This window comes from Pseudomonas sp. JZ114, assembly GCF_051027705.1.
Lineage (GTDB): Bacteria > Pseudomonadota > Gammaproteobacteria > Pseudomonadales > Pseudomonadaceae > Chryseomonas > Chryseomonas luteola.
Map to the genome: position 1 here is coordinate 2,807,959 of NZ_CP069256.1, position 26,397 is coordinate 2,834,355.

A 26,397-nucleotide genomic window follows, 5' to 3' on the forward strand; every position below is an offset into this window, starting at 1 on the left:
AAAACACCAGAGCGGCAATAATTGACCATAGCGCAGTGAATCGATTGGTCAACTCAGTTGAAAGGACTTCATTTGCCCGCTACCCGTACGAGCAGAGAACCTGCACATTACTCCCGTGCAATCTCGGCAAACTGCCCTGCGGTCAGGCTAGCCAGCGCCTGGGCAGACAGCTCCACTTCAAGGCCACGTCTGCCTGCACTGACATAAATGGTAGGAAACCGCTCGGCACTGCTGTCAATGAACGTTCTCAAGCGTTTCTTCTGCCCCAACGGGCTGATTCCGCCTACCAGGTAGCCGGTAGCACGTTGGGCTACCTGAGGATTCGCCATGTCTGCCTTTTTGACAGACGCCGCATGGGCCAAGGCTTTCAGGTCAAGACTGCCACCTACCGGAACGATAGCCACCAGCAACTCTTCCTTCTCGGTAGCTGCCAACAATGTTTTGAACACCCGGACGGGTTCAAGTCCAAGCTTGTCTGCCGCCTCAAGTCCATACGAAGCGGCTTTGGGATCGTGTACATAACTGAGCACGCGATGCTCTATCTTGTACTTTTTAAGCAGGTTTATCGCTGGTGTCATGCCATTATCCTTGTGGCTTTATGATCCAGTTTGTCTCTGCCTTTGCAGCGTGTAAAGCCTTGTAACGCCTTACTTGGGGCGTCCCGCAAGCGTGACCTGAAACACGCCTTATAAAGTTCCCTTTCAAACAAGTGTTTTGCCTGTCATAAAATATCCTGCTTCGCTCATCACAATTTTCTATGGGGATGAAAGAAGAACCTTTGACAACGTTCGATTTTGAAACTAACTTTTCGTTTCCGAAAGGATGTAGTTTCACTTTTTTTCTACTACCGCAATAAATACAACAATCAAGAGGCTCCTCGTATGAGTACTCCACTAATGCCCACCCTACGTGGGCAATGCATTGCCGAGTTTTTGGGAACAGGATTATTCATTTTCTTCGGAACCGGTTGCGTCGCTGCCATGAAGGTTGGCGGAGCCACTCTAGGGCTCTGGGAAATCAGCATCATATGGGGCATTGCGGTCAGCATGGGGGTTTACTTGAGCGCTGGCGTGTCGGGTGCACATCTGAGCCCTGCCGTTACCATTGCGCTTTGGCTGTTTGGCGGCTTCGAACGTAGAAAAGTCCCGCTCTACATCATTTCGCAGATCGCAGGCGCTTTTTGTGGCGCCGCGCTGGTATACGGCCTGTATAACAGCCTCTTTTTCGAATACGAACAGGCTCACAATATGGTACGCGGTAGCGTAGCCAGCCTTGAGCTTGCGGGTGTGTTCTCCACCTATCCGAACGCAGCCCTGTCTGTTGGTCAGGCGTTCCTGGTCGAGATGGTCATTACCGCCATCCTGCTAGCCGTGATCATGGCCTTGACCGACGATGGCAATGGTCTTCCGCGCGGCCCGCTGGCCCCGCTTCTAATTGGTTTGCTTGTCGCTGTGATCGGTGGATCCATGGGCCCGCTGACAGGCTTCGCCATGAACCCGGCTCGTGACCTGGGTCCTAAACTTATGGCCTTCCTGGCTGGCTGGGGTGATGTAGCCCTGACCGGTGGCCGCGATATACCCTACTTCCTGGTACCGATCTTCGCGCCCATCCTGGGTGCCTGCCTGGGTGCCGCTGCTTACAAGGCACTCATCTGCCGTCACCTGCCCAGTCTTGGCTCAGCAGCGTGCGACATTCCAGTCAAAGAAACCTCAGTTGAAACGAATAAGAAAGACGCCGCCGCTCAGCCCAAGATCAGCGCGTCACAGGCTCAATAATAAGGATTTCCATCATGTCTAATAACAAGCATTACATCGTGGCCCTGGACCAGGGCACCACCAGCTCCCGCGCCATCGTGCTGGATCGTAACGCCAATGTGGTGAGCATTGCTCAGCGTGAATTCGCACAGATCTATCCGCAAGCCGGCTGGGTCGAGCATGACCCGATGGAAATCTGGGCCACCCAGAGTGCTACCTTCGTGGAGGCCCTGGCTCATGCAGGCATTAGCCATGACGATGTAGCCGCCATCGGTATTACCAACCAGCGCGAAACCGCCATCGTCTGGGACAAGACCACAGGCCGCCCGATTTACAATGCCATCGTATGGCAGAGCCGCCAAAGCACAGAGATCTGCAATCAGCTCAAGCGTGACGGCATGGAAGAGCATATCCGCCGCACGACCGGACTGGTCATCGACCCCTACTTTTCCGGTACCAAGATCAAGTGGATCCTGGACCACGTAGAGGGCAGCCGTGAGCGCGCCCGCCGTGGCGAGCTGCTGTTCGGCACTGTCGATACGTGGCTGATCTGGAAGATGACCCAGGGCAAGGTCCATGTCACCGACTACACCAATGCCTCGCGCACCCTGATTTTTGATATCCATAAGCGTGACTGGGATCCCGTGATGCTTGAAGCACTGGATATCCCCCGCGAAATGCTGCCGGAGGTTCGCTCCTCCTCCGAAGTCTACGGCTATGCCACTCTGGGCAGCAGCCAGGAAACCGGCATTCCGATCGCAGGGATTGCAGGTGACCAGCAAGCCGCCCTGTTTGGCCAAATGTGTGTAGAGCCGGGCCAAGCCAAGAATACCTATGGCACCGGCTGCTTCCTGCTGATGAACACTGGTGAGAAAGCAGTGCAGTCCCAGCATGGTTTGCTAACCACTATTGCCTGCGGACCGCGTGGTGAAGTGAATTACGCACTGGAAGGCGCCATCTTTAATGGTGGCTCTACCGTTCAGTGGCTGCGCGATGAGCTCAAGGTCATTAACGAATCCCTGGATTCCGAGTACTTCGCCACCAAGGTGAAGGACAGCAATGGTATCTATCTGGTACCGGCCTTTACCGGCTTGGGCGCTCCCTACTGGGATCCCTATGCCCGCGGAGCCATGTTTGGCCTGACCCGCGGCGTCAAGGTTGAGCATCTGATTCGTGCAGCCCTGGAGTCGATTGCCTATCAGACTCGCGACGTACTGGATGCCATGCAGCAGGATGCCGGCGAGCGTCTACGCTCGCTACGTGTGGATGGCGGTGCCGTCGCAAACAACTTCCTCATGCAGTTCCAGGCCGACCTTCTGGGCACCTGCGTAGAGCGCCCCGAAATGAAGGAAACCACTGCCCTTGGTGCAGCGTATCTGGCTGGCTTGGCCACCGGCTTCTGGAGCAGCCTGGACGAACTACGCAACAAGAGCACCATCGAGCGCGTGTTCGAGCCCACCTGTGATGGCGACCATCGCGAGGAGCTTTACAAGGGCTGGAAGAAAGCTGTCGAGCGTACTCGCGGCTGGGCGCAGGACTGATGTCATTGGACGGGGCGACTGGGAAGTCGCCCTTTTCACATCAGAATGATGAAGTTGATGCACTGAACTGGCGCCCGGCGCCTCGCTACGGCATTCTTCCTGTCAAACCACCGTTGAAGGAAGATTGCATGAGCCTGGCGCCCCGTCAGCAGAACATCCTGGACCTTGTCCGCGAGCGTGGCTATGTCAGCATCGAGGAGCTTGCCCAGCATTTCACCGTAACCCCCCAGACGATTCGTCGAGACATCAACCAGCTGGCCGAAAGCGGTTTGCTGCGTCGTTATCACGGTGGTGCCGCCCATGACTCCAGCGTGGAAAACACGGCTTACACCATGCGTGCTGGACAAATGCGTGATGAGAAGCGTCGTATCGCGGAGGCCGTTGCAGCACAGGTCCCGGATCATGCCTCATTGTTCATTAACATCGGTACGACGACCGAAGCGATCGCTCACGCGCTGCTCAATCACCGTAGCCTGAAGATCATTACGAACAACCTCCATGTTGCGAACATCCTTAGCGCGAAAGAGGACTTCGAAGTCCTGATTGCAGGTGGCAGCGTGCGCAGTGACGGCGGCGTGGTAGGCCAGGCGACGGCTGACTTCATCAAGCAATTCAAAGTGGACTACGCGCTGGTTGGCATCAGCGGCATCGATGAAGACGGCACTCTGCTGGATTTCAATTATCAGGAGGTTCGCGTTTCACAGGCCATTTTCGAAAACGCACGCAAGGTCTTTCTGGCAGCCGACTCCAGTAAATTCGGACGCAGCGCCATGATTCGCCTGGGCTCGCTTGAGCAGATCGATGTGCTCTTTACCGAGTCTCAACCAGACGAAGCCTTTACCCGGCTGCTCTCTCAATTCAAAGTCCGTCTTGAAATCGCCTGACCAGAGTGTCAGGCCTTTCACATTTAATTCATTTAAGTTCGTTTATTTTCCTTTTAGAGTTTTTTTATCGGTTTGCGACTGGCGCAAGACAACTATTTTGTCTACGATTGTTCGAATACGAACATTGATGTTCGTTTATAACAGGAGACGCCCATGCCTCAGTCCACTTTGCTCGGGACGCCGCCCCTTTCCGAGATCTACGACATCGCCGTGATCGGCGGTGGTATCAATGGTGTTGGTATTGCAGCCGATGCCGCAGGCCGTAACTTGTCCGTCTTTCTCTGCGAACGTGACGACCTGGCGAGACATACCTCCTCGGCCAGCAGCAAGCTGATTCATGGTGGCCTGCGTTATCTCGAACATTACGAATTTCGACTGGTACGCGAAGCGTTGGCCGAACGCGAGGTACTGCTGGCCAAGGCTCCGCATATCGTCAAGCCCATGCGCTTCGTCCTGCCGCACCGGCCACATCTGCGTCCGGCCTGGATGATTCGCGCAGGTCTCTTCCTTTATGACCACCTGGGCAAGCGTGAAAAGCTCCCCGCCTCCCGTGGTCTTCGGTTCGGTTCCGATAGCCCTCTGGTCAGTGATATCAACCAGGGTTTCGAGTATTCGGACTGCTGGGTAGACGATGCACGCCTCGTTGTACTCAACGCCATGGCTGCCCGCGAGCGTGGCGCCCATATTCATACCCGCACCACCTGCACAAGCGCCCATCGCGCTAACAAACTGTGGCACCTGACCCTTCAGCGTGAAGACGGCAGCACCTTCTCGATTAAGGCAAAAGCCCTGGTCAATGCGGCAGGTCCATGGGTTGCCCAGATCGTTCGCGAAAACATCAAAGAGCGCTCGCCCTATGGTATTCGACTGATTCAAGGCAGCCACATCGTCGTGCCCAAGCTATATGAAGGCGATCATGCCTACATCATGCAGAACGAAGATCGTCGGATTGTCTTTGCGATTCCGTACCTGGGTCGTTACACCATGATTGGTACCACGGATCGTGAGTACAAAGGTGATCCAGCCAACGTACAAATTACAGAGCAGGAAACTGACTACATCCTGGGTGTGGCAAACGCACACTTCCGCCACAAGCTGACCCGCAGTGACGTCCTGCATACGTTCTCGGGCGTACGCCCCCTGTGTGATGACGAGTCAGACAATCCTTCAGCCATTACTCGTGACTACACCCTGTCACTGTCGGCTCCTGAAAACGATGCGCCTTTGCTGTCGGTCTTTGGTGGAAAACTGACCACGTACCGCAAGCTGGCCGAGTCGGCCATGCAGCAGTTGCAGCCGTTCTTCAAGACGATGGGACAGCCTTGGACAGCCAAGGCTACGCTACCGGGCGGAGAAGACATGACGACGCCTGAAGCACTGGCCAAACAGTTACAGGCACAGGTCAAGGATTTGCCAGCAGCACTTGCCCAGCGCTGGTCAACCACCTATGGCAACCGCACACGCAAGCTATTGGAAGGCGTTACGCAAATGGCCGACCTAGGCGAATGCCTGGGGGCGGACCTGTATGCGCGTGAAGTGGATTATCTCCATGCTTACGAATGGGCCAACGCGGCAGACGACATACTCTGGCGCCGGACCAAGCTGGGCCTTGAGTTTACCCCTGGTGACAAGACCAAGCTGGAAACCTATCTAGGCAGTCTGGATATCCGCAAGGCCAGTCACGCAGCAGCATAATGGATACGTGAATGAAACTGGCCGAATCATGAGCCAGTTTCATTCATGCCCTCCTTGGCTTGGAAATCATTCATAATGGATACCTGCTGCACTCATCAGGATCCAGGCCATGCTCGAACTTCGTCACTTGAAAACGCTACACGCACTGCGTGAGGCTGACAGCCTTGTCGAAGCTGCCGAACGTCTTCATCTGACCCAATCTGCACTGTCTCATCAGTTCAAGGAGCTTGAAGAGCGCCTTGGTCTGAGCCTGTTCGTCCGCAAGACCAAGCCAGTGCGCTTTACCAGTGCCGGCCTGCGCCTCCTGCAATTGGCCGATGCGGTATTGCCTCAGCTTCGCAGTGCGGAACGTGACCTGTCACGCTTTGCTGGCGGCACTGCCGGGCGCCTCAACATTGCCATTGAATGCCATAGCTGCTTTCAGTGGCTGATGCCTACCATTGATCAGTTTCGTGATTCCTGGGCTGAAGTGGAGATGGATCTCGCCTCGGGCTTTTCATTCGCCCCGCTACCAGCCCTGGCACGTGGCGATCTTGACCTTGTCGTCACGTCAGACCCGATTGATCTCACCGGCATCACTTACATTCCGCTTTTTACTTATGAAGCGCAGCTAGCTATGGCCAACCAGCATCCCTTAGCTGGCAAGCCTTACATCGTGCCTGAGGATCTGGCTGAAGAAACGCAGATCACCTATCCGGTCGACCGTGAGCGTCTGGATATCTTCAGGCAATTTCTCGACCCGGCCGGCGTCGAGCCTGCCGGCATACGTACGGCAGAGCTGACGGTCATGATGCTGCAGTTGGTAGCATCCGGCCGGGGCGTATGTTGTCTTCCTAACTGGGCGCTCCATGAGTACAGCTCGCGCGGCTACGTGACCGCGAAGCGTCTGGGTGAGAAAGGCTTGTATGCCACACTGTATGCCGGTATTCGAGAGGACATGCTGGAAGCTCCCTTCATGCAGGACTTTTTACTAACAGCCAAGGACACATCCTTCGCTACGCTTGAAGGCGTCAGTGCGGCACGTTAGGGATCAATCTGACCGCTCCGTCAGTCGCCGGTACAGGTACGCCCCAAACACTAGCGCCGCAGCACTGGTTGCTGCCACGACCATGCGCTCATCAGGACGACGCCATCCTCCATCGACACTGCGATTGCCACTGGGAGGGCTGAACAGATTGCCCGAGGAGTGCTCTACCGGCTCCATTCGACTCAAGGCGCGATCCATAAAGATCCGGGACAGCCGAGCATAACCAGGCACCAGCGCATGGGCTGCACGAAGTACCGTGGCGGCTTGCCCTACTGTCGTAGACTTGCGTGGATAACGCGCCATGGAGAGGATGGCTCTGGCGACCTTTCGAGCATCATAAACAGGTGGCGTCGGCTTTATTGTCCTTCCACTGTAATTACCGCCGTCTCGCAGCCCTGGCGTATCGATGAACGCAGGGTAAACATCGCAGACATGAATATCGGACCAGCGCGTAAGCTCGCCTCTCAAGGCTTCGGTAAACCCTCTCAGGCCTGACTTGGCAGCCGAATAGGCCACTGCATAGGGAAGCGGTACCCAGCTGCCTACCGATAAGGTATTGATCAAAACCCCTGACCCTTGCCGTTTGAAAACCGGCACAACGGCGTAGGCGCCACGCAGATAGCCTAGAAGGTCGGTCTGCACGACGCGTTCATGCGCCTCAAAAGGCGTCTCATCAAACTTGCCTACCGCACCGATACCCGCATTGTTGACCCAGATATCAATCCGTCCGTGTCCAAATTCCAGCGCACGCTCGGCCAATTGCGAGACTGACTCCATCAACGTGACATCCGTAGGCACACCAATCGCCCGACCTCCCAGGAGAAGACACTCGGCAACCGTGTCGTTTAATGCTGCCTCATCCCGAGCTGCCAATATCAGGCAAGCCCCCTGTTGTGCAAACGCCTGAGCGGTGGCCCGACCAATCCCGCTGGAAGCGCCAGTAATGACCACAATGGCGTTATCTAGATTGCGTGCTTTCATCAGGTATCCCCTTTTGCTTTCAAGCTGATTAAAAGAGGACCCCGCTTACCGCCAGCCATTCCTTCATTCAGACATAAAAAAGCCCTCGAAATCATGAGGGCTTTTTTCAGTGAGGCCGGATTACTGGGAAGACTTGCTTCCGCCCGGAAACCCTGCAAAACGCTTGTTGAAGCTAGAGACGCGACCCTCGCTTTTCAACTGGCGCTGCTCACCGGTATAGATTGGATGCGAAGCACTGGACACATCCAGTGCCACATAGGGATAGGTCTTGCCTTCAAATTCCTGGGTACGATCAGTCTGTGCCGTAGAGCCGATCAGGAAGTAATGATCTGCCGTGGTGTCATGGAAAAGCACTGGCCGATAGTTAGGATGAATATTCGGTTTCATGGTACCTCCTGGATATTCGGTTGGACTCTACATCGAGCCGCTTCGTTACATTATAACGATACACTACCAATATAAGGTCTTGGCGGTGGCTTTCAACCCTTACCAGCAGATTAATTTCACTAAGGTCTGAAAACGGTACCCAGTCCCCGTAATAGCCTGTTGCCTTGAGTCATTCGGACGGAAAAATGCAACTTACCCCCACAAATGCTTGTCGTTTCCCTGTGGAGCAATACCTCCCCACCCCCAACGGAGCAACCGGTAAGGAACTATGTGCGGTATAGCTGGAGAATTACGTTTCGATAATCGTCCCGTCACCCTGGCCACGCTGGAACGGGTCACCCATCGCCTCGCTCAACGCGGCCCCGATGCCTGGGGCTTTCATAGCCAAGGCCCTGTTGCGCTAGGCCACCGACGCCTGAAAATTATGGATCTGGCAGAAGCCTCTGGTCAGCCCATGATCGACTCGGACACGGGCCTGTCGATGGTTTTCAACGGCGCCATCTACAACTACCCAGAGCTACGCAGCGAGCTGGAGGCCAAGGGTTATCGCTTCCACTCTGGTGGCGATACCGAAATTCTGCTCAAGGCCTATCACGCCTGGGGCAAGGAGATGCTGCCCAAACTCAACGGCATGTTCGTCTTCGCTATTTGGGATCGCGATAAGCAGCAAATGTTCATTGCACGCGATCGCCTGGGCATCAAGCCCTTGTACCTGAGTCAGACCAATGAACGCCTGCGCTTTGCTTCAAGCCTGCCCGCCCTGCTTGAAGCAGATGATATCGATACCTCTCTCGATCCCGTCGCGCTGAACTACTACCTCAACTTCCATGCTGTTGTACCAGCGCCCCGCACCATCCTGAACGGCGTAAAAAAGATGCCGCCAGCCACATGGATGGTCATTGACGCCAATGGCAAAACCGAACAGCAAACCTGGTGGACGCTGAATTACGGCCCAACTGCCGATGAAGCTAACTACACCATGGAAGACTGGAGCGGCGAAGTCCTGAACAGCTTGCGCGATGCTGTCTCGATTCGACAGCGGGCAGCCCGCGATGTAGGTGTGCTGCTGTCTGGCGGTGTGGACTCAAGCCTGCTGGTCGGCTTGCTGCACGAGTCCGGCGTACGCGATCTGCTGACCTTCTCCATCGGGTTTGAAGATGCAGGTGGAGAGCGTGGGGATGAGTTTCAGTATTCAGACCTGATCGCTCAGCGCTACGGTACACGGCATCACAGGCTGCGCATCAACGAATCTGAAATCATTGAGCAATTGCCCGCCGCGTTCAGAGCCATGAGCGAGCCGATGGTAAGCCATGACTGTATCGCCTTCTACCTCCTGTCGCGTGAAGTGTCCAAGCATTGCAAGGTTGTACAGAGCGGCCAGGGTGCGGACGAGCTTTTTGCAGGCTACCACTGGTATCCACAGGTTGATGGTGCGGCAGATCCGTTTACAGCTTACCGAGCCGCCTTCTTCGATCGTGACTATGCCGAATACGCAGCTACTGTTCAGGACAGCCGCCGTCTGGATCATGACGCTGCAGGTGATTTTGTTCGTCAGCACTTTACACAACCCGGCGCAGTAGCTGGCGTTGATAAGGCGCTACGCCTGGACAGCACCGTGATGCTGGTAGACGACCCGGTCAAACGAGTCGACAACATGACCATGGCATGGGGCCTGGAAGCGCGTGTTCCTTTCCTTGACTATAAGCTGGCGGAACTGTCTGCCCGTATTCCGGCGCAGTTCAAGCTGGGAGACGGCGGCAAACACGTCCTCAAGGAAGCAGCTCGCAAGGTGATTCCGGCAGAAGTCATTGACCGCCCCAAAGGCTATTTCCCGGTACCGGGCCTGAAGCATCTGCAAGGTAATACCCTGACCTGGGTACGTGAGTTGCTGCTTGATCCCAGCCAGGATCGCCAGCTATTCAATACTGCAGAAATCGATCGACTCCTGAAGAACCCTGACGACCAGATTACACCGCTACGGGGCTCCAAGCTCTGGCAGCTCGCCGCCCTTAATTTGTGGCTGAGTGAACATGGCCTATAAGTGTTGGAGTATTGCACGATGAAAGCCGCCTACTATAACAATCAGCGTCTTCAAAGGGCTCAGACGCCCAATTATGAGCGTCTACAGGCCCAGATGACTGGGGCTGAACGGGCTACGTGCCAATCCGTTTGCCTGCATTGCGGATGGGGTCGAATTCTAATCGGCCATACGTTCTCCGACGCATCGGTATTGGCTAAGGAACTTCTCAAGGAAGAGGCCGGCGAGCGAGACATCGCCCTATACGTGGCTGCGCCTCAGCAGGTACTGGCCTATGCACCGCAACAGCTTTTCCTGGATCCATCCGACACGTTGCGGCTGTGGTTCACCGACTATCGCCCCGCACATGCGCCCTTCCGCGGCTTTCGTATTCGCCGGGCCTTTAGCGAAAGTGACTGGAGCGAGATCAATCGTCTCTACCAGACGCGCCATATGCTGCCCGTGGATATCAAAAAACTCACGCCCCGACACAAGGGTGGGCCGGTCTACTGGCTGGCAGAAGATCAGGACACGGGCGCCATTATCGGCTCGGTCATGGGGCTGAACCACGCTAAGGCATTCAACGATCCCGAAGGCGGCTCAAGTCTCTGGTGTCTGGCTGTCGCGCCTGACTGCCCTCGCCCAGGTGTGGGAGAGGCTCTGGTTCGTCACCTGATTGAGCACTACGCCAGCCGCGGCCTGGCGTTCCTGGACCTATCGGTCATGCATGACAACAGTCAAGCCAAGCGTCTTTACGACAAGCTGGGCTTTCGGGAACTCCAGACCTTTACCGTCAAGCGCAAGAACGCAATCAACCAGACCCTTTTCCTCGGCCCTGGCCCTGAGGCAGGGCTTAATCCCTATGCCAAGATCATCGTAGATGAGGCTCAACGTCGCGGGATCGATGTACAAGTAGATAATGCCCAGGCTGGTCTTTTTACCCTCATACAGGGGGGCCGCCGAATCCGCTGCCGCGAATCACTGTCGGACCTGACCAGCGCTGTCACCATGACACTTTGTCAGGACAAGACCCTCACAATCCGGACACTCAAGGAAGCAGGATTACGGGTTCCTGATCAGTGTCTAGCCAGTGAAGATGAAGAAAACGAAACGTTTCTTGCCAAGCACGGCGCCCTGGTTGTAAAGCCGGTCAACGGTGAGCAGGGTAAAGGCGTCGCCGTGGATGTACGTGATCCTGAGCACCTGAAAGCCGCGATTGCCCAAGCTCGTCGCTACGACGATAACGTGCTGCTCGAAAGCTACCATGCAGGTCTTGACCTGCGCATTGTTGTCATTGGTCATGAAGTCGTGGCGGCCGCTATACGGCGTCCTGCCGAGGTCATTGGTGACGGTCGTCGAAACATTCATGAGTTGATCGAACACCAGAGCCGCCGCCGCCAGGCAGCAACCGGAGGCGAAAGTCGGATACCTCTGGATGAAGAAACCGAGCGCGCGATCAAGTCTGCCGGCTACAGTTATGACACGGTCCTACCAGAAGGCACCCGCCTGTTTGTCCGCAAGACAGCAAATCTTCATACCGGGGGCACGCTGGAAGATGTTACCGATATTCTTCACCCTGAACTGGCGCAAGCCGCAGTAGCTGCTGCCAAGGCCTTGGATATTCCAGTGACAGGCATGGATCTATTGGTACCGGCTGCTGATCAAAGTGAATACGTAATCATTGAAGCCAATGAGCGGCCGGGCTTGGCCAACCATGAACCCCGCCCTACGGCGGAGCGCTTCATTGATCTGTTGTTTCCCCTGTCTCGAGAGGTGCCCGCTTGAATAAGCTGCCGACACCGGATCTGGATTATCTGCGCCGTGTCCTGCTGGAAATGCTCGCCATTCCAAGCCCGACAGGCTTTACAGACACAATCGTCATGTACGTGGCCGAGCGCTTGAGTGAAATCGGCATTCCCTACGAGCTGACACGACGAGGAACGATTCGTGCCACACTAAAAGGACGTAAGGAAAGCCCCGACCGAGCGGTTTCCGCTCACTTGGATACGATCGGTGCCATCGTCAGGGAAATCAAGGATAACGGCCGTCTGAGCCTGGCGGCGGTAGGCCATTGGTCCAGCCGTTTTGCCGAAGGAAGCCGGGTCAGCATCTTTACCGACAACGGAACCCTACGTGGCAGCGTACTACCTCTGCTCGCCTCTGGGCATGCCTTCAATACCGAAGTCGACAAGATGCCCGTCAGCTGGGATCACATCGAACTACGCCTAGACGCTACCACCAAAAGCCGTTCAGAGACGGAATACCTGGGTGTACGCGTAGGAGACTTCGTAGCTTTTGATCCGTTACCGGAGTTCACGGAGAGCGGCTACATCAGTGCTCGTCACCTGGATGACAAGGCAGGTGTAGCCGCTCTGCTAACGGCGCTCAAGATGATTCAGGAAGCCGGGATCGTACCCCCCATAGACTGCCATCCTCTCTTTACCATCACGGAAGAAGTAGGGTCTGGCGCGGCGGGTGCATTGCCTTGGGATGTCAGTGAGTTTGTCGGTATCGATATCGCTCCGGTTGCTCCCGGGCAACAGTCCGATGAGCATCGGGTCAGTGTCGCCCTGCAGGACTCAAGCGGCCCTTACGATTATCACTTGTCACGCCATCTGCTGCGTATCGCAGAGCGAAACAGCATTCCGGTCAGGCGTGACCTGTTCCGCTACTACTACAGCGATGCCCACTCCGCTATCAACGCAGGGCATGACATCCGGATTGCGCTTCTGGCATTTGGCTGTGATGCCACCCACGGCTATGAGCGGACGCACATTGTCAGTCTGGCAGCACTAAGCCAGCTCTTGGTGGGTTATATGACCAGCCCGCCCGTGTTCGATAGCGACGCAGCGCCAGCAGATAATTCCGTTGACCGCTTTACGCATCAGCTCGATTTGGAAGAGACGCATCAGGACAACCAGACGCATCTGCCTCACATCGAGGAATTAATCAAAGAGGGCGGGAAAACATAGGGACCGATAACGCCGCCCCGCTGGGCGGCGTCCTCTCGCCAACTGGCCAAGCTGTACGTTAGCATCGCTGCCCGCTTCAGGAACTGCCGCCATGCTCATACCCTACGACATGCTCAACCCCGATACGCTAGGCAACCTTCTCGAAGACTTTGTTACGCGAGAAGGAACGGATAACGGTGATGAAACACCTCTGGAGACGCGTGTAGCACGTGCACGTCGGGCGCTGGAAAATGGGGAAGCCGTTATCGTATTCGAGCCGGACAGCGGCCAGTGCCAGCTGATGCTCAGACGGGACGTTCCCAAGGAGTGGCTAAACACTCCAGATGAAGAGACACTTTCCTGACAGGCCTGAATATTCAGTGCACTGACAATTTCGGCCCTATTACCAATACCGTCACGCCCAGCAGACACAGTGCAGCCCCTGCCAGATCGGTCCAGGCGGGTCTGGTTTTTTCAACCAGGCCCAACCAGGCCAGCGATGCCACGATATAGATCCCACCGTAAGCAGCATAGGCTCTGCCAGCGTAAGCCGCCTCCACACGTGTCAACACAAGCGCAAACAGGGTAAGCGATAAAAGTCCTGGGAGCAGCCACAGCGGACTCTTGCCCAGTCTGAGCCATAACCAGAATGTGTAGCAGCCGGCGATCTCAAAACAGGCAGCCAAGGCGAACCAGAAATAATTAAGCATGATATTTACACTTAGCCATCCTGGCGGAACGGCAATGCGTCTGTAGCAGCCTGCGCATAACGCTTGATGCCTTCGCGCTCCTGATCCAGGAACCCGCTCACGGCCTCACGAAGCCCAGGGTGTACCAGATAGTGCCATGAATGGGTAAAGACCGGCTCAAACCCTCGAACCAGCTTGTGCTCTCCCTGCGCGCCCGCATCAAAGCGGGTCAGCCCTTCACTAATGGCATGATCAATCCCTTGATAGAAACATGTCTCAAAATGCAGCCGGTCAAACTCGGCCAGACAGCCCCAGTAACGTCCGTAAAGGGTCTTTTCATCGCACAGGTAAAATGCCATAGCCACAGGTCGGTTCTCCTGACGAGCCAGGACAACGCGAATGGCCTCAGGCATGCGCTCAGCCAATTCGCTGAAGAACTCACGGGTCAGGTAGGGATCCTGCCCTCTTACGGCGTACGTATTGGCATAACAGGCATAGACAAAATCCCACTCCTGTTCAGTAAGCGACCCGCCCTCTCGCCATTCAAAATCGATACCCTGCCCTGCAACTTGCTCACGCTCCTTGCGAAGCTGCTTGCGCTTACGTGACGCCAGCGCATCCAGGAAGTCCTGAAAATCCCGATACCCTCTGTTGTGCCAATGAAACTGACACCCAAGCCGTTCGAGCCAGCCTTCTCGATCAGTCAACAAGTGATCTGTCGCTTCGTTGGTAAAATTGACATGCAGACTCGAAAGTCCGCGGCCCTCCAGCTTGCTGGTCACTACATGCAGTAGCTCCTCACAAGCTGTACGCTCCCCTAGCAGACGAGCGCCTCCTACCGGGGAAAAGGGAACAGCGGCAAGAAGCTTCGGGTAATAATCAATACCCGCACGGTGGCAGGCATCAGCCCAGGCCCAATCAAATACGTACTCTCCATAGGAGTGGTACTTTATGTAGGCAGGCATGGCCGCTCTCAACGTACCCTCTAGATCACGCACAATATAGTGCGCAGGCTTCCAGCCTGTACGACGCCCTACGCTTCCACTGATCTCCAGAGCATGTAGAAATTCATGCCGCATAAACGGCTGGTTATCCGGTAACAGCGCATTCCACGCCTGCGCAGGCAGCTCGGACAGGTTATCTAGCCGCTCGATAATCACTGATATCCCCTGTTGATTCACTGGCCTATCGGGCAAGACCTGATTCGAATAGTGACCTATTGTTTAGTCTGCTTAAACAGGTTTATTCGTCAGTCAGCCTCGTACGGCTGATATGACCGCTAAAAGGACAAAATTGCAGGCGAAAAAAAACCGCCTATAAAGGCGGTTTTATAAAGATGGCGTCCCCTAGGGGACTCGAACCCCTGTTACCGCCGTGAAAGGGCGGTGTCCTAGGCCACTAGACGAAGGGGACAAAACCTTCGATTGAAACCAGCACTTGCTGGCCCTAGAAATTTGGTGGAGCTAGACGGGATCGAACCGTCGACCTCTTGCATGCCATGCAAGCGCTCTCCCAGCTGAGCTATAGCCCCGTAACACAGTGCCACTTTAAACAAGTAGCTATATATGGCGTCCCCTAGGGGACTCGAACCCCTGTTACCGCCGTGAAAGGGCGGTGTCCTAGGCCACTAGACGAAGGGGACGAAACCTTCGATTAAAACCAGCCACTGGCTGATTCTGGGAATTTGGTGGAGCTAGACGGGATCGAACCGTCGACCTCTTGCATGCCATGCAAGCGCTCTCCCAGCTGAGCTATAGCCCCGTCGCTAAGACGGTGCGAATCTTAAGAGGCCTCGGTGTTTGTGTCAACGATATTTATGCATTCTTTTAAAATATTTTGCTGAATACACAAATACTTATGATTGAACCGGCTCTTTACAAAGCTCGCCCTGTCTATGCGTATATCCATATAGATCGGACAGAAACGGCATTTCTTTAGCTCATAAAAAAGCCCCGACAAGCGGGGCAAAAAGAACTAATGAACTTGCGCTAGCCCGTCAGCAGCGCGCTGACAGTCAGGTGAGCTATTTACCTCAGCTGCATGACAGGCTGATGACGCCGCCTGCCGCGCTGATGCTCAGCGCTTGCGTAGCACCACGGAGCCAATGGAGTAACCAGCGCCAAAGGAACTGAGTACCCCAAGGTCACCTGCCGTCAGGTCATCCTGATTCAGGTGAAGCGCAATCACCGAGCCCGCAGAGCTGGTATTGGCATAGGTATCCAGAATGACAGGCGCTTCATCTGGCTTAGCGTCACGCCCAAGCAGCTTTCGGACGATCAACTGATTCATATTCAGATTGGCCTGGTGTAACCAAAACCGCCGCACCTGCTCGACCGGAATGTTCAGTTCGGCCAGATGCTCGGCGACCAAATCGGCCACCATGGGGCATACTTCCTTGAATACCTTGCGCCCTTCCTGAACAAACAACTTATCTGGATTACTCATCCCCTCTTCCGCAGCGCGGTTGAGAAAACCAAAATTGTTACGGATATTGTTGGAGAACTGAGTCAGCAGCTTGGTCCCCAGAATATCGAACTGATGAGGAGACGCTGCCAGATCAGCCCGCTCGATGATCATGGCGGTAGCCGCATCGCCAAAAATGAAGTGACTATCTCGGTCTCTGAAATTCAAATGACCGGTACAGATTTCGGGATCCACCAGCAAAATCGCGCGAGCCTGCCCGAGTTGTACGCTATTGGCAGCTGCCTGCAGTCCAAACGTAGCCGATGAGCATGCCACGTTCATATCAAAACCAAATCCATTGATGCCAAGCGCCGCCTGCACTTCAATGGCGACCGCAGGATAAGGTCGTTGCAGGTTGGAGCAGGCTACGATAACCCCATCAATGTCTGCTGGCGTCTTCCCTGCTCGCTCCAAGGCTTCCCGCGCCGCGCTCACGCTCATCTCACACAGTACAGACCATTGATCATTACTGCGCTCAGGAATACGAGGCACCATGCGGACAGGATCTAGAATCCCATCCTTGTCAATGACATAACGGCTCTTGATTCCTGACGCCTTTTCAATAAAGGCCGAGCTGGATTCCTGCTTGGCCTCTTGCTCGCCTCGTGCTATCGCGTCGGCATGTTCCGTATTGTACTGATGAACATAGGCATTGAAGGAAGCGACCAACTCGTCATTGGAGATGCTGTTCGGCGGGGTATACAGGCCGGTACCGCTAATGACTGCCTGATGCACGATCATTCCTCTGATTTTTTATAAAATAAGCCGCTATTGTGCCGTAAATCTAGGCCAAACCCTATTGGCTTATCAGGCTGCCTAAATAGATGTTTTTTGCTGACTTTCCGCCTCAGCACCTATCTCCCTCACAAGTCGGCTTCCTCACCAGAGAGAACATGAAGAGCGCTAAAGATATTTAGTTTTTCATTTTTTCTTCATCGCTCTAAAACCAATCTGTAACCGATCCGTCATGAGCGACGGTAATACTGGCGCCGCTTTCGAATCGACCTGAGTCGATCACTGGAGCGGCCGTAAAAGCCGACTCGTTCAGCGGTGACGCACGTCGCCCTTATAAAATATGGAGATTGAGATATGCGTCTTTTTTCAGTAGGAACAGCCTCAGGTCTTTGTGGTGGCCTTCTATTGGCTATGAGCATTCCTGCCCATGCGGCGGTTGACGCCAAGCTACTGGATATGTTGAGAGCCAACGGCTCGATTACTCCGGCTCAGTACACTGAATTGAAAGCCGATCTGGATAACGAGACGCGCGCAGAACAGGCGAAGGTTGCTCAGCAGCAGAAACTATCCTCGTTTGAAGAAAAACTGGCCTGGGCAGCGAAAACCCAGATCAAAGGCGACGTACGCGTACGTCACGAGAATATCGATATCGATGGCGAACCGGACAATGGTCGTGATCGGGATCGTCAGCGAATCCGCGCTCGACTTGGTGTCTACAGCCAGATCAATCCTCAGGTCGATGCTGGTATTCGCGTAGCATCAGGCGGTGGCGATGATGCACGCTCCACAAACCAGGACATGACTAACTACTTCAACAAGAAGCAGATATGGATGGACCTGGCGTATATCGACTTTCATCCCACAGCTGTCCCCAATCTGCACGTCATTGGTGGCAAGATGCTCCAGCCCTGGGTAAGCATGGGTGATGTCATCTGGGATGGTGACATCAACCCTGAAGGCTTGGCCGCAACCTACAAGTATCCCCTGGGTGGATCAACCGAGCTGTTTGGCAGCGCCGGCTACTACGTCCTGAAAGATAACGTTGATGGCGAAGGGTACGAGTTCAAGCATGATTTGCGCCTGTATGCCGGTCAGCTGGGTGCCCGCTTTGCACCTACTGACAACCTGAAGGTAACTGTCGGTGGGAGTATCTACGGTTACGACAAGGACAAGGACAGCACGTGCGGCAACAGCACAACGACGCCCTGTGCCCTTCAAGCGAACGGCAACACGACCAACGAATTCAACCTGTATGAAGGCTTTGGTCAAGTCGATATTGGTGGCTTGGCCATTCCATTGTCGCTATACGGCCAGTATGTTGTTAACAGCGAGGCCGACGATAACGACACCGCTTGGTTGGCAGGCCTGAAAACCAAGGCTTACGGTATTGGCTTCGATTACAACTATCGCGACGTTCAGCGTAACGCCGTAGTGGGTGCGTTTACCGACTCCGACTTTGCTAATGGCTATGTCGGCTCTCGTGGGCACAAGTTCAAGGTCAGCTACGATATCGACAAGAACTTTGGCCTTGGCGCGACCTATTTTATGGCCGAATCTGACTTTGCTAGCCGCACCAAGCGTGATGCTGACGTTGATACCTTGCAGTTGGATCTTGAAGCCAAGTTCTAAGCCATCAGCTTCTGGCTTTTCGTAGCAAACAAGCGCCTGAAAATGGCGCTTGTTTTTTATAATGAGAAAAAATTACTGCTTGCGACATACCAGCTTGGCCTTGGTCGGCGTCTCGGCAGACTTGCCCGGCATACGCAGTGTTGCCGACTTGCCCGGCACAATTACAGGCTCTTCCTGTTCGCTGTCCTTAGGCCCATGTGCCTGTAACCAGCATTTGACTGGTGTCTTTTCGTTATTGGTTAACGTGATGGTCTGAGGCGCATCATTAGGTAATTCCTGACTGGAAGATTCAGCCAGAATATTGAGATCCCCTACATCCTGGTCAAGCTCAAGGCCTTGAGCCAGGCACACTGCTGGCATTATCGAGGCAGCGAAAACGAACGAAATAATTTTACGCATAGTGTTTCCCCATAAGGACCTATACGTTTGGGCACCGAAGTGAGCGCACTGTTCATTTTTGAAGCCTCCCAACCCTGCCTGCTGCAAGGTTGGGAGATACAGCTAACTATGTGTCGGGTATCACCGATTGACGAGCTGTGCCGCTCGAATGACATCGGCTCCAATCTCAGGCTCGTATTTCTTCACCAATGGCTGCATCGCCTCCCTCCATGCCTGCCGCTCGGATGGCGTCAACGTAACCAGCTTGCTGGTACCTGAGCCCAAAATGTTGTCACGATCCTTGTTATTAATCGCCTCAGCTTCCTTATTAACAAACTGCGTCACTTCGTCAGAAATCTGCTCAAGCTGAGTGCGGACGCCAAAGGGCAGCGAGTTCCAGAACTTCGAGTTAGTGATCAGCATATACACCAGCACGCCATGATTGCTTTCAGTAATGTATGGCTGAACGGTGTTGAGCTTTTGGCTGTAAAGGTTAGACCAAGTGTTTTCCGTACCCTGTACCTGCCCACTCTGCAGAGCCTTAAAGGACTGGCTGAATGGCAGTTTCAGTGCCGATGCTCCGATCTGTTTGAACTGATCCTCCAGCAGAGTGGAAGCCTGAATTCGGAACGCCAGTCCGTGCGCGTCTGCTGGCTTGCGCAGCTCGCGATTGGCAGAAAACTGCTTCATGCCGTTATTCCAGAACGCCAGCCCATAAATGCCCTGGCCGGCCATGGAGCCTAGAAGCTCACGACTTTTGTCCCGCTTCTCGAAGCGCTTGACGGCCTCAAGGTCATCGAACAGGAACGGCATATCAAAAATTTCGAGCTGCTTGGTGTACTGGTCGAATTTGGAGACCGAAGGCGCCAGCATCTGAACTTCGTTACGCTGCAGGGCGTCGAGCTCATCGGCATCGCCGTACAATGTCGAGTTCGGATAGACCTCGATTTTCACTTTGCCTGCCAGACGCTCCTGAACAAGCTTCTGGAATAGACGAGCACCCTTCCCTTTAGGCGTATCGTCCGTTACGACATGCGAAAATTTGATAACAATGGGCTCTTCGGCTACTGCCGGAGTGACATAAGCAACAGCGAGTGATGCCGCAAACAGTGTCGTAGCGACAAACTTGAACATAGTCTTCCCTTCTAACTCCGTGAAAGGGGCATGTTTCTTATTACGCAAGGATGGGTAATCGGCATAAAAGATCCAAAATCTGTTCACTGACATTTATTTTTCTTTTGTGACCGTTTTGGTCTTGTTTACCCGTGGCCTGTCGCGACAAAAAGCTCCCCAATGATTAAGCAGACCGTTCCGATCCCTAGTCGATAACCGTCTGCCAATCACGATGCAAAAAGCTGGCCTTATCGTAATGACTCATGCATCTGATAGTGGCCCCTATAAGAAAAGAAACTGAAGACTGTGCGAAACGTCCTCAACAGCTCGACTCGAAATGTTGAGGACGATGGGCTTTAGCGCTCTTCCTCACTCTCGTCCATTTGACTTTCATCGCCCACTGACTCGATGAAATCTTCATCCACGTCATAACTGCCACCAGGCACATTTTCTATCGAGGTGCCGTCTTCCTTTCCGGCGAAGTGAAAAGGCATGGCGCGTGTTGCGAATACATTTGACTCAATAAGATGCATGGTCATGTCCTCATAAGTATGCCTACCAACGGTGGACCTGCCTCATACCGGCCAGTTCGACACAGGAAACCCTTGTGAATCGGTTTGTCGCTCGGGTAGCGTGAGCGGTATCAAAAACGACAATAAAAAGGATCGTGACCATGAAGGCATTTGCGGTAGCAGGACTGCTTATGGCGGCCACCAGCGTCTACGCAGCAGACAGCACCTCGCACCTTGATACGGTTATACAAAAAAAGACACTTCGCGTTTGCACCACAGGCGACTACAAGCCGTACACCTTTCTCCGTGACGATGGCGTGTACGAAGGAATTGAGATCACGATGGCCGAGGCACTGGCCAAAAGCCTTGGCGCTGACGTTGAGTGGGTAAAAACCAGTTGGAAGACGTTAATGCCAGACTTTCTGGAGGGCCGCTGCGATATATCGGTAGGAGGCGTATCGATTTCCCTCGAGCGTCAGAAAAAAGCCTTTTTCAGTGACGCCATTACGGTGGATGGAAAGATCCCTCTGGTTCGCTGTGATGATGCCAAACGCTTTGAAACCATTGAGCAGATCAACCAGCCCTCGGTCCGCTTGATAGAGCCGCCAGGTGGTACCAACGAAGCGTTTGCTCACCGCGAGTTACCGCAAGCCCAATTGAGCCTCTTCAAGGATAACGTCACGATTTTTGAAAAACTTGTCAGCAAGGAAGCCGACGTCATGATTACTGACGCCTCGGAGGCATTGTTTCAACAGAAACGCTACCCCTCCCTGTGCGCAGTTAATCCAGATAAGCCCATGCAGTACAGTGAAAAGGCTTTTCTGCTGCCCAGGGATGATGTCGCCTGGAAAGCCTATATCGATCAGTGGCTTCACCTCTACAAAGCAACTGGTGAATATCAGAAAACCGTAGATCATTGGCTGGCCAAGCCTGACGCCTAAAATATTGTGGAGCAGTACGCTATCGGCCGGCCTGCTCCACAGCCTCTGGAGACTTCAACCTCTTCCCATTTGCCTGAGCTTTTCCAGGCGAAAGGCAAGCACCTGCTCCAATGCACTGAGCTTTTTTAATAGTTGCGTTCGCAGGGCTGTATCCTGGGTATTGCTGATTTCCTCCTTCAAACGGGCACGCTGATTAAAGAGCTCAATCTCTTGAGGGGGAATGCCCGCATTCTTCAGGACACGAAACGGCATTCGAAGCCCTTCAGGTGTTTGTAGCCATCCTTCATCGATTTTGGTTGGCTCGCCCTTGCCCTTCACCTGTTTCTGCCAGGCTGCCACCTCTCGCGCAATCCTGCGTTCGATTTCTTGCTCCAGTGTGCTCATAACGACTCCTGGATTAAACTGCCATACCTCTATAGAGCGATTAGGCGCCTCCGATGCTTAATGCTCGGCAGTACAGCCGACAGAATGAAGTTCTTTAGTTGCTCTAACAGAACCTCATAGCATTACCAGAAGCGCTATAGTCATAAGCTGCCGACTACCGCCTGAGGTCCCGCGTGAATTTTGCAGCCGCACAATGCCTAAACTCCCGATTCTGGCGCGACGACGCACTGCCGTTCATCGAGATTCGTACAGTCAATGATGGTCGTCAGGTAAGTCATGCCAAGCATACGCATGACACCTTCTCCATCGGGGCCATTACGGCGGGTCGAAGTCACTACCTCAATGCCCGAAGCCAAACCCAGATAAGCCAGGGCTCCGTTGTGATAGTGAATCCTGAGACGGTACATGCCTGTAATCCCGTCAAGGGCGAACACTGGGCCTATCAGATGTTTTATATCGATACGCAGTGGCTGGGCAGGCTACAGACGGAGTCGGGATATAGCACGCAGGACTCATTCGTGCCGTTTGATGTCATCCATACGCGCGTACCTGCCCTACACACAGGACTCGTCAGGCTGCATGAAACACTGACATCACCATGTAACGACAGGCTTTACAAGCACAGCGCAACCCTCGACTTTTTTCTCCAGCTGCAACGATCGCTTTCGACGCGCCCCGCTAAAGCTCCAGAAATACCCCATGTACACCTTAAGCGAGCCGCCGACTTTATCCGTGAGCACTGCGCTGAACCGCTGACCCTGGATGACATCGCCACCGCGGCGGAATTATCGGCGTCCTATCTCATCAGGGCGTTCAAGGATCACTATGGCTTGACGCCCCATGCCTACTTGATCAACCGACGTATCCAGCTCAGCCGCCAATGGCTTCGGCAAGGACACAGTCTTGCTGACGTGGCGATGGCAACCGGTTTCGCTGACCAGGCTCACTTCCAGCGCACTTTCAAACGGCACCTGGCTGCTACGCCTGGGCACTATCGCGGCTGACATTTGCCTTCCTCATTAACCTTGTAAAAGGTAAAAGGCACTGGCGACCAGCAACCCTGCCATCATCCGATTCAGGAACCGAACACGACTTGGTTTTTGCACATAACGGCGCAGAAAACTACCGGTAAATGCCCAGCAGGCAACCGAGCCATAGCAAACCACGAAGTAGAGGATGGCAAACGTCCAGACCATGACCGTATTGCCATCGGCAACGAAAAGCCCCATACCTGCCAACGAGGCCAGCCAGGCTTTAGGGTTCAGCCATTGCATCAGCGCGCCGCGCATCATTGAGGGGCCAGAACCTTCCTCTTTTATATCCAGCACCCCATCATCCATTGCAAGCTGGTAGGCCATATAAAAAAGAAAGGCAACGCCACTCCATTGAATGAGCTTGATCAGTTCCGGGATGCGGGCCAGCACTTCGTACAATCCCAGACCAATAAGCAAAAGAAGTGCTGTAAAGCCGGTCGTTGCTCCTGTGACGTGCCTAAGGCTCTTACGAAAGCCATAACAGGCTCCCGAACTTAGGGCTACAAGATTGACGGGACCAGGTGAAATAGAAGAAGCCAGAGCGAAGCCGGCCATGGAAAACAACACGTCCATTGATGTCTGCTCATGTGTTCAAGGAACAGACACCATATTTCTCCAGCCTCATGTGGTATTGAATAAAATTACCCTTCTACTGAAGACCTAGTGAATCAATTCAGAGCCGGATATTTCATTATTACTCCAGCCCCAAGTCTTATCTTGCTGGCCGTCCCAGTGATAAAGCGTCTCTTCTCGTCTAGTCGACAGTAGCCATCCTGTTCGAGCGCCTACCAAGGTAGTAACCGCATGCCTGCGTCCAAATACATTGTGACGGGCTAAAAACAAGGCACTGTCACGCAACCAACCAAGGGCCTTGCTATGCGACTGAAACAGTGGAGTCAGAAAACGGCTGGCTTGCCGGTAATAACGTAAATGCTCACGGCGGGCGACACTATAGGCCTCAAAGACAGTTGGCCAGTGGTCTCGGGAGGGCATCGACATATCTACGGCATCGGCCAGCGCAGCGGCATCGACCAACGCCATGTTTGCACCCTGACCCAATTGAGGACTCATTGCATGTGCGCAATCACCGATAGCCAGTACTCGCCCATCACTCCAGCGTTGCATCCAGACATCTGCGTAAGCGGCAAATGCTAGTTGCTCTGATTGATTAATGTGTTGCAAGAAAGGCCTTGCGGTTTCGCCAGCCAATTTCACAACCTGCCTTTTCCAGCTATCCAGACCCGCTGTCTGCCATTGGGGATAATCGATGACGGGCAGACTCCAGAACAGGCTGCTCAGCTGGGCATCGCGTTTTTGATGCGTACAGCCTGTAGGCATGATTCCGAACATCTCAGAACAGTGTCTGTACCATTGGCGTAACTCTGTAGAGTCCGCGTGTGCTGGCGTCGAGACCATGCTCCACAACGCACCCCATGGGTAGGGTTTGACATGTTGTTTAACAGCCATCTGCCCACGTAATGCCGAACGTGTTCCGTCTGCCAGAATCAACGCAGCAAAATCACCTAACAAGCTCTCGTTGCCCTGTGCGTCTCGATGAAAAAGCTGGACGTGACTTGATGTTTGATGAAAACGGGTGATGTCACTGCTGGTTTCTATACTGACGCCTGCATATCGCGCAGCGTTCAGTAAGGAAGTCATCAGGACGCCGCGGTGAATACCCAATCCAAAACTACCTGGCCTCCAAGCATCATAACGGGTATCCAGAACGACGCGTTTGCCCTGCATGGATGTTCCGTAGAGGCGGCTGACTGGCGCACCTAGAGCAGTACATTCGGTCAGCACGCCCAACGTGTGTAACACTGCCAACCCCGAAGGTTGCAATAGAATGCCTGCACCAACCGTCCGCAACTCAGGTACACGTTCGAACAGCCTGACCTGATAACCCCTGCGGGCCAGGAAAGTAGCCGTAGCCAAACCTGCGGTACCTGCCCCAACGATCCCTATTGCCACCTTCTCCATAGCCATACTCCTGTTATTGGCTGAGGTACATTCTACGTCTCTCGAATAGCGACGAGTGAGCAGGCTGGCAGCCTTGATTGTCCGCAAATCGCTTTTTATGTATCCACACATTGGTGGAGCACGGCTAAATCACGATTAGCTCTCACCTAATACAGATGTGATTAAGTAAAATCCGCCGCCCTGGATTTCCCGCTACTGATTTACGAAAAGGATTTCATATGTTTCTTATCAAGAAATGGTTCGCCCTGATTTTTGTTGCCTCCTTCCTGGTCGCCTGCTCTGGTGCCAACACCCCGGAAAGCGTTGCGGAGCGCTTCATAAAAGCGGCTTACACCCAAGACCTCGACACCATGATGGATCTGATCGATGTACCCAAGGATGCGGATGCGAACGCAAAGGACTTTGTACGTGGCAAGTTTCAGATGCTGCTTACGGAAAGGGCTAAACAGGCCGAATCACTGGGTGGCGTCAAGAGTATAAAAGCCGAAAAAACAACCTATAACGATGACAAGACACGCGCCGATGTCAGCGTAACGGTTACTTTCAAAAAAGACGGCGAAACCCGTACTGAACACACTCATCTAATTCAGAGCGACGGCGACTGGAAGATCAAGATCTGATTGGACGAGGGCTTTGTCCACATCGGATAAAGCCTTTTGCTATTCGACAGATGAACAGTTTGTGTCGTTGGGCTCTAACAGCCCTGCTGTGCATGGGCCTGGCAATAACGGCCTACGAAGGCCGCCAGCCTCAGGCATTACCTACCCTACCTGGGCAGCGCCTGAGCCCGTCGTCACTGGCAGTTGGCGACTGGCTGTTTCGACTGGGAACATCAACAGACAGTCGAATCGTAGAACAGGTAAGTGGTAGCAGGTTTTCCCACGTAGGCATGGTTGTCGCCACAACACCTACGGTCCTGATCGTTCATGCCACAACAGACGATGATCCTGCACATCCAAACCAAGTCCTGCTTACGCCTTTAGATGAGTTTCTAAAGCCAGACATGGCAAGGCATTTCGCAGTAGCACGGCCGACTTTTTTGAATCCTGAACAAAAGGAACGCATTGCGCAGTATCTGAAAAGTACTTTGGGACGAACCTTTGTGCTCGAACCGCGCGACAAGCCCCATCTTTATTGCACAACACTATTGGCTGAAGCGATTGCTACTCAACTACCCTCTTTCGCGCCCCGCTGGACAAGTCTGGATGTCCCAGTTTTCCGAGGTGACTATCTTTTTCCTCAGGCATTCGCGGATTATCCCGGACTTGAATGGATTTACCGCCAATAACAGGCAAGCAGGGT

26 protein-coding genes and 4 tRNA genes are annotated in these 26,397 nt (G+C 54.0%); 14 read left to right on the top strand and 16 right to left on the bottom strand.

Annotation, left to right across the window (positions count from 1 at the left end; genetic code table 11):
• Positions 1 to 107: 107 nt before the first annotated feature.
• Positions 108 to 578, bottom strand: a complete 471-nt coding sequence (ybaK, locus tag JQR90_RS13145; RefSeq protein ID WP_010795091.1) for a Cys-tRNA(Pro) deacylase — start codon at positions 576 to 578, stop codon at positions 108 to 110.
• Between the two features lie 303 nt (positions 579 to 881).
• Here ybaK and JQR90_RS13150 point away from each other — a divergent pair, with 303 nt between their 5' ends.
• The 5 genes from JQR90_RS13150 to metR all read left to right on the top strand — a co-directional run bounded on the left by JQR90_RS13150 (position 882) and on the right by metR (position 6,901).
• Positions 882 to 1,775 (top strand): MIP/aquaporin family protein, encoded by an 894-nt coding sequence (locus tag JQR90_RS13150; protein WP_434140054.1) that lies wholly within the window; start codon positions 882 to 884, stop codon positions 1,773 to 1,775.
• Positions 1,776 to 1,789: 14 nt separating this feature from the next.
• Entirely contained in the window at positions 1,790 to 3,295 is a 1,506-nt protein-coding gene (gene glpK, locus JQR90_RS13155) for a glycerol kinase GlpK (RefSeq protein ID WP_010795093.1), read from the top strand.
• Positions 3,296 to 3,423: 128 nt separating this feature from the next.
• Positions 3,424 to 4,179 carry a DeoR/GlpR family transcriptional regulator gene (locus tag JQR90_RS13160; RefSeq protein WP_010795094.1) on the top strand — a complete coding sequence of 252 codons (756 nt, stop codon included), beginning with the start codon at positions 3,424 to 3,426 and terminating at the stop codon, positions 4,177 to 4,179.
• Between the two features lie 153 nt (positions 4,180 to 4,332).
• A complete protein-coding gene (gene glpD / locus JQR90_RS13165) occupies positions 4,333 to 5,874 on the top strand; it encodes a glycerol-3-phosphate dehydrogenase (protein ID WP_010795095.1) in 1,542 nt (513 codons plus the stop codon).
• 109 nt (positions 5,875 to 5,983) lie between these two features.
• A complete protein-coding gene (gene metR, locus JQR90_RS13170) occupies positions 5,984 to 6,901 on the top strand; it encodes a transcriptional regulator MetR (protein ID WP_010795096.1) in 918 nt (305 codons plus the stop codon).
• A 3-nt stretch (positions 6,902 to 6,904) separates the two neighbouring features.
• On the opposite strand, the gene JQR90_RS13175 is transcribed toward metR, so the two are convergent.
• Positions 6,905 to 7,882 (bottom strand): SDR family oxidoreductase, encoded by a 978-nt coding sequence (locus tag JQR90_RS13175; protein ID WP_312510091.1) that lies wholly within the window; start codon positions 7,880 to 7,882, stop codon positions 6,905 to 6,907.
• A gap of 120 nt (positions 7,883 to 8,002) precedes the next feature.
• Positions 8,003 to 8,269 (bottom strand): type B 50S ribosomal protein L31, encoded by a 267-nt coding sequence (locus tag JQR90_RS13180; protein ID WP_010795098.1) that lies wholly within the window; start codon positions 8,267 to 8,269, stop codon positions 8,003 to 8,005.
• Between the two features lie 268 nt (positions 8,270 to 8,537).
• Here JQR90_RS13180 and JQR90_RS13185 point away from each other — a divergent pair, with 268 nt between their 5' ends.
• The 4 genes from JQR90_RS13185 (at position 8,538) to JQR90_RS13200 (ending at position 13,601) form a co-directional block, all read left to right on the top strand.
• Complete coding sequence (locus JQR90_RS13185) at positions 8,538 to 10,310, top strand: N-acetylglutaminylglutamine amidotransferase (RefSeq protein WP_434140055.1); 1,773 nt, start codon at positions 8,538 to 8,540, stop codon at positions 10,308 to 10,310.
• Between the two features lie 18 nt (positions 10,311 to 10,328).
• Entirely contained in the window at positions 10,329 to 12,071 is a 1,743-nt protein-coding gene (gene ngg / locus JQR90_RS13190; protein ID WP_122042081.1) for an N-acetylglutaminylglutamine synthetase, read from the top strand.
• A complete protein-coding gene (locus tag JQR90_RS13195) occupies positions 12,068 to 13,258 on the top strand; it encodes an osmoprotectant NAGGN system M42 family peptidase (RefSeq protein ID WP_010795101.1) in 1,191 nt (396 codons plus the stop codon). The genes ngg and JQR90_RS13195 overlap by 4 nt, the downstream gene beginning before the upstream one ends.
• Before the next feature lie 91 nt (positions 13,259 to 13,349).
• Positions 13,350 to 13,601 carry a YheU family protein gene (locus JQR90_RS13200; protein WP_010795102.1) on the top strand — a complete coding sequence of 84 codons (252 nt, stop codon included), beginning with the start codon at positions 13,350 to 13,352 and terminating at the stop codon, positions 13,599 to 13,601.
• A 13-nt stretch (positions 13,602 to 13,614) separates the two neighbouring features.
• Here the strand turns inward: JQR90_RS13200 and JQR90_RS13205 are convergent, their stop codons facing one another.
• The 7 genes from JQR90_RS13205 to JQR90_RS13235 all read right to left on the bottom strand — a co-directional run bounded on the left by JQR90_RS13205 (position 13,615) and on the right by JQR90_RS13235 (position 17,124).
• A complete protein-coding gene (locus JQR90_RS13205; RefSeq protein WP_010795103.1) occupies positions 13,615 to 13,947 on the bottom strand; it encodes a YnfA family protein in 333 nt (110 codons plus the stop codon).
• A gap of 11 nt (positions 13,948 to 13,958) precedes the next feature.
• The gene (locus tag JQR90_RS13210) at positions 13,959 to 15,086 is read right to left on the bottom strand and encodes a GNAT family N-acetyltransferase (protein ID WP_010795104.1); all 1,128 of its coding nucleotides are present in this window, start codon (positions 15,084 to 15,086) and stop codon (positions 13,959 to 13,961) included.
• 177 nt (positions 15,087 to 15,263) lie between these two features.
• Positions 15,264 to 15,339, bottom strand: a tRNA-Glu gene (locus JQR90_RS13215).
• A 42-nt stretch (positions 15,340 to 15,381) separates the two neighbouring features.
• Positions 15,382 to 15,457 (bottom strand) — tRNA-Ala (locus JQR90_RS13220).
• Positions 15,458 to 15,492: 35 nt separating this feature from the next.
• Positions 15,493 to 15,568, bottom strand: a tRNA-Glu gene (locus JQR90_RS13225).
• Positions 15,569 to 15,611: 43 nt separating this feature from the next.
• A tRNA-Ala gene (locus JQR90_RS13230) sits at positions 15,612 to 15,687 on the bottom strand.
• A 315-nt stretch (positions 15,688 to 16,002) separates the two neighbouring features.
• Entirely contained in the window at positions 16,003 to 17,124 is a 1,122-nt protein-coding gene (locus JQR90_RS13235; RefSeq protein WP_010795105.1) for a beta-ketoacyl-ACP synthase III, read from the bottom strand.
• Between the two features lie 354 nt (positions 17,125 to 17,478).
• On the opposite strand from JQR90_RS13235, the gene JQR90_RS13240 reads away from it, so the two are divergent.
• Positions 17,479 to 18,753, top strand: coding sequence for a putative porin (locus JQR90_RS13240; RefSeq protein ID WP_010795106.1), 1,275 nt, complete (start codon positions 17,479 to 17,481; stop codon positions 18,751 to 18,753).
• Between the two features lie 72 nt (positions 18,754 to 18,825).
• On the opposite strand, the gene JQR90_RS13245 is transcribed toward JQR90_RS13240, so the two are convergent.
• The 3 genes from JQR90_RS13245 to JQR90_RS13255 all read right to left on the bottom strand — a co-directional run bounded on the left by JQR90_RS13245 (position 18,826) and on the right by JQR90_RS13255 (position 20,777).
• Positions 18,826 to 19,152, bottom strand: a complete 327-nt coding sequence (locus JQR90_RS13245) for a hypothetical protein (RefSeq protein ID WP_010795107.1) — start codon at positions 19,150 to 19,152, stop codon at positions 18,826 to 18,828.
• A 120-nt stretch (positions 19,153 to 19,272) separates the two neighbouring features.
• Positions 19,273 to 20,265: a TRAP transporter substrate-binding protein gene (locus JQR90_RS13250; protein WP_010795108.1), complete on the bottom strand. Its 993-nt coding sequence runs from the start codon at positions 20,263 to 20,265 to the stop codon at positions 19,273 to 19,275.
• Positions 20,266 to 20,600: 335 nt separating this feature from the next.
• On the bottom strand, positions 20,601 to 20,777 hold the full coding sequence (locus JQR90_RS13255) for a hypothetical protein (RefSeq protein WP_010795109.1): 177 nt from the start codon (positions 20,775 to 20,777) through the stop codon (positions 20,601 to 20,603).
• Positions 20,778 to 20,917: 140 nt separating this feature from the next.
• Between JQR90_RS13255 and JQR90_RS13260 the strand changes: the two genes are divergently transcribed.
• The gene (locus tag JQR90_RS13260; RefSeq protein ID WP_010795110.1) at positions 20,918 to 21,697 is read left to right on the top strand and encodes a transporter substrate-binding domain-containing protein; all 780 of its coding nucleotides are present in this window, start codon (positions 20,918 to 20,920) and stop codon (positions 21,695 to 21,697) included.
• 54 nt (positions 21,698 to 21,751) lie between these two features.
• Here JQR90_RS13260 and JQR90_RS13265 read toward each other — a convergent pair whose 3' ends face one another.
• The gene (locus JQR90_RS13265) at positions 21,752 to 22,081 is read right to left on the bottom strand and encodes a DnaJ family domain-containing protein (RefSeq protein WP_010795111.1); all 330 of its coding nucleotides are present in this window, start codon (positions 22,079 to 22,081) and stop codon (positions 21,752 to 21,754) included.
• 173 nt (positions 22,082 to 22,254) lie between these two features.
• On the opposite strand from JQR90_RS13265, the gene JQR90_RS13270 reads away from it, so the two are divergent.
• A complete protein-coding gene (locus tag JQR90_RS13270) occupies positions 22,255 to 23,085 on the top strand; it encodes an AraC family transcriptional regulator (protein WP_010795112.1) in 831 nt (276 codons plus the stop codon).
• 15 nt (positions 23,086 to 23,100) lie between these two features.
• Here the strand turns inward: JQR90_RS13270 and JQR90_RS13275 are convergent, their stop codons facing one another.
• Together JQR90_RS13275 and JQR90_RS13280 are read right to left on the bottom strand one after the other, a co-directional pair.
• A complete protein-coding gene (locus JQR90_RS13275; RefSeq protein ID WP_010795113.1) occupies positions 23,101 to 23,688 on the bottom strand; it encodes a LysE family translocator in 588 nt (195 codons plus the stop codon).
• Between the two features lie 87 nt (positions 23,689 to 23,775).
• Positions 23,776 to 25,095: an FAD-dependent oxidoreductase gene (locus JQR90_RS13280; RefSeq protein WP_010795114.1), complete on the bottom strand. Its 1,320-nt coding sequence runs from the start codon at positions 25,093 to 25,095 to the stop codon at positions 23,776 to 23,778.
• A 218-nt stretch (positions 25,096 to 25,313) separates the two neighbouring features.
• Between JQR90_RS13280 and JQR90_RS13285 the strand changes: the two genes are divergently transcribed.
• The gene (locus tag JQR90_RS13285) at positions 25,314 to 25,715 is read left to right on the top strand and encodes a DUF4878 domain-containing protein (RefSeq protein WP_010795115.1); all 402 of its coding nucleotides are present in this window, start codon (positions 25,314 to 25,316) and stop codon (positions 25,713 to 25,715) included.
• A gap of 59 nt (positions 25,716 to 25,774) precedes the next feature.
• The gene (locus tag JQR90_RS13290) at positions 25,775 to 26,383 is read left to right on the top strand and encodes a YiiX/YebB-like N1pC/P60 family cysteine hydrolase (RefSeq protein ID WP_244965925.1); all 609 of its coding nucleotides are present in this window, start codon (positions 25,775 to 25,777) and stop codon (positions 26,381 to 26,383) included.
• The last annotated feature ends 14 nt before the right edge of the window (positions 26,384 to 26,397 follow it).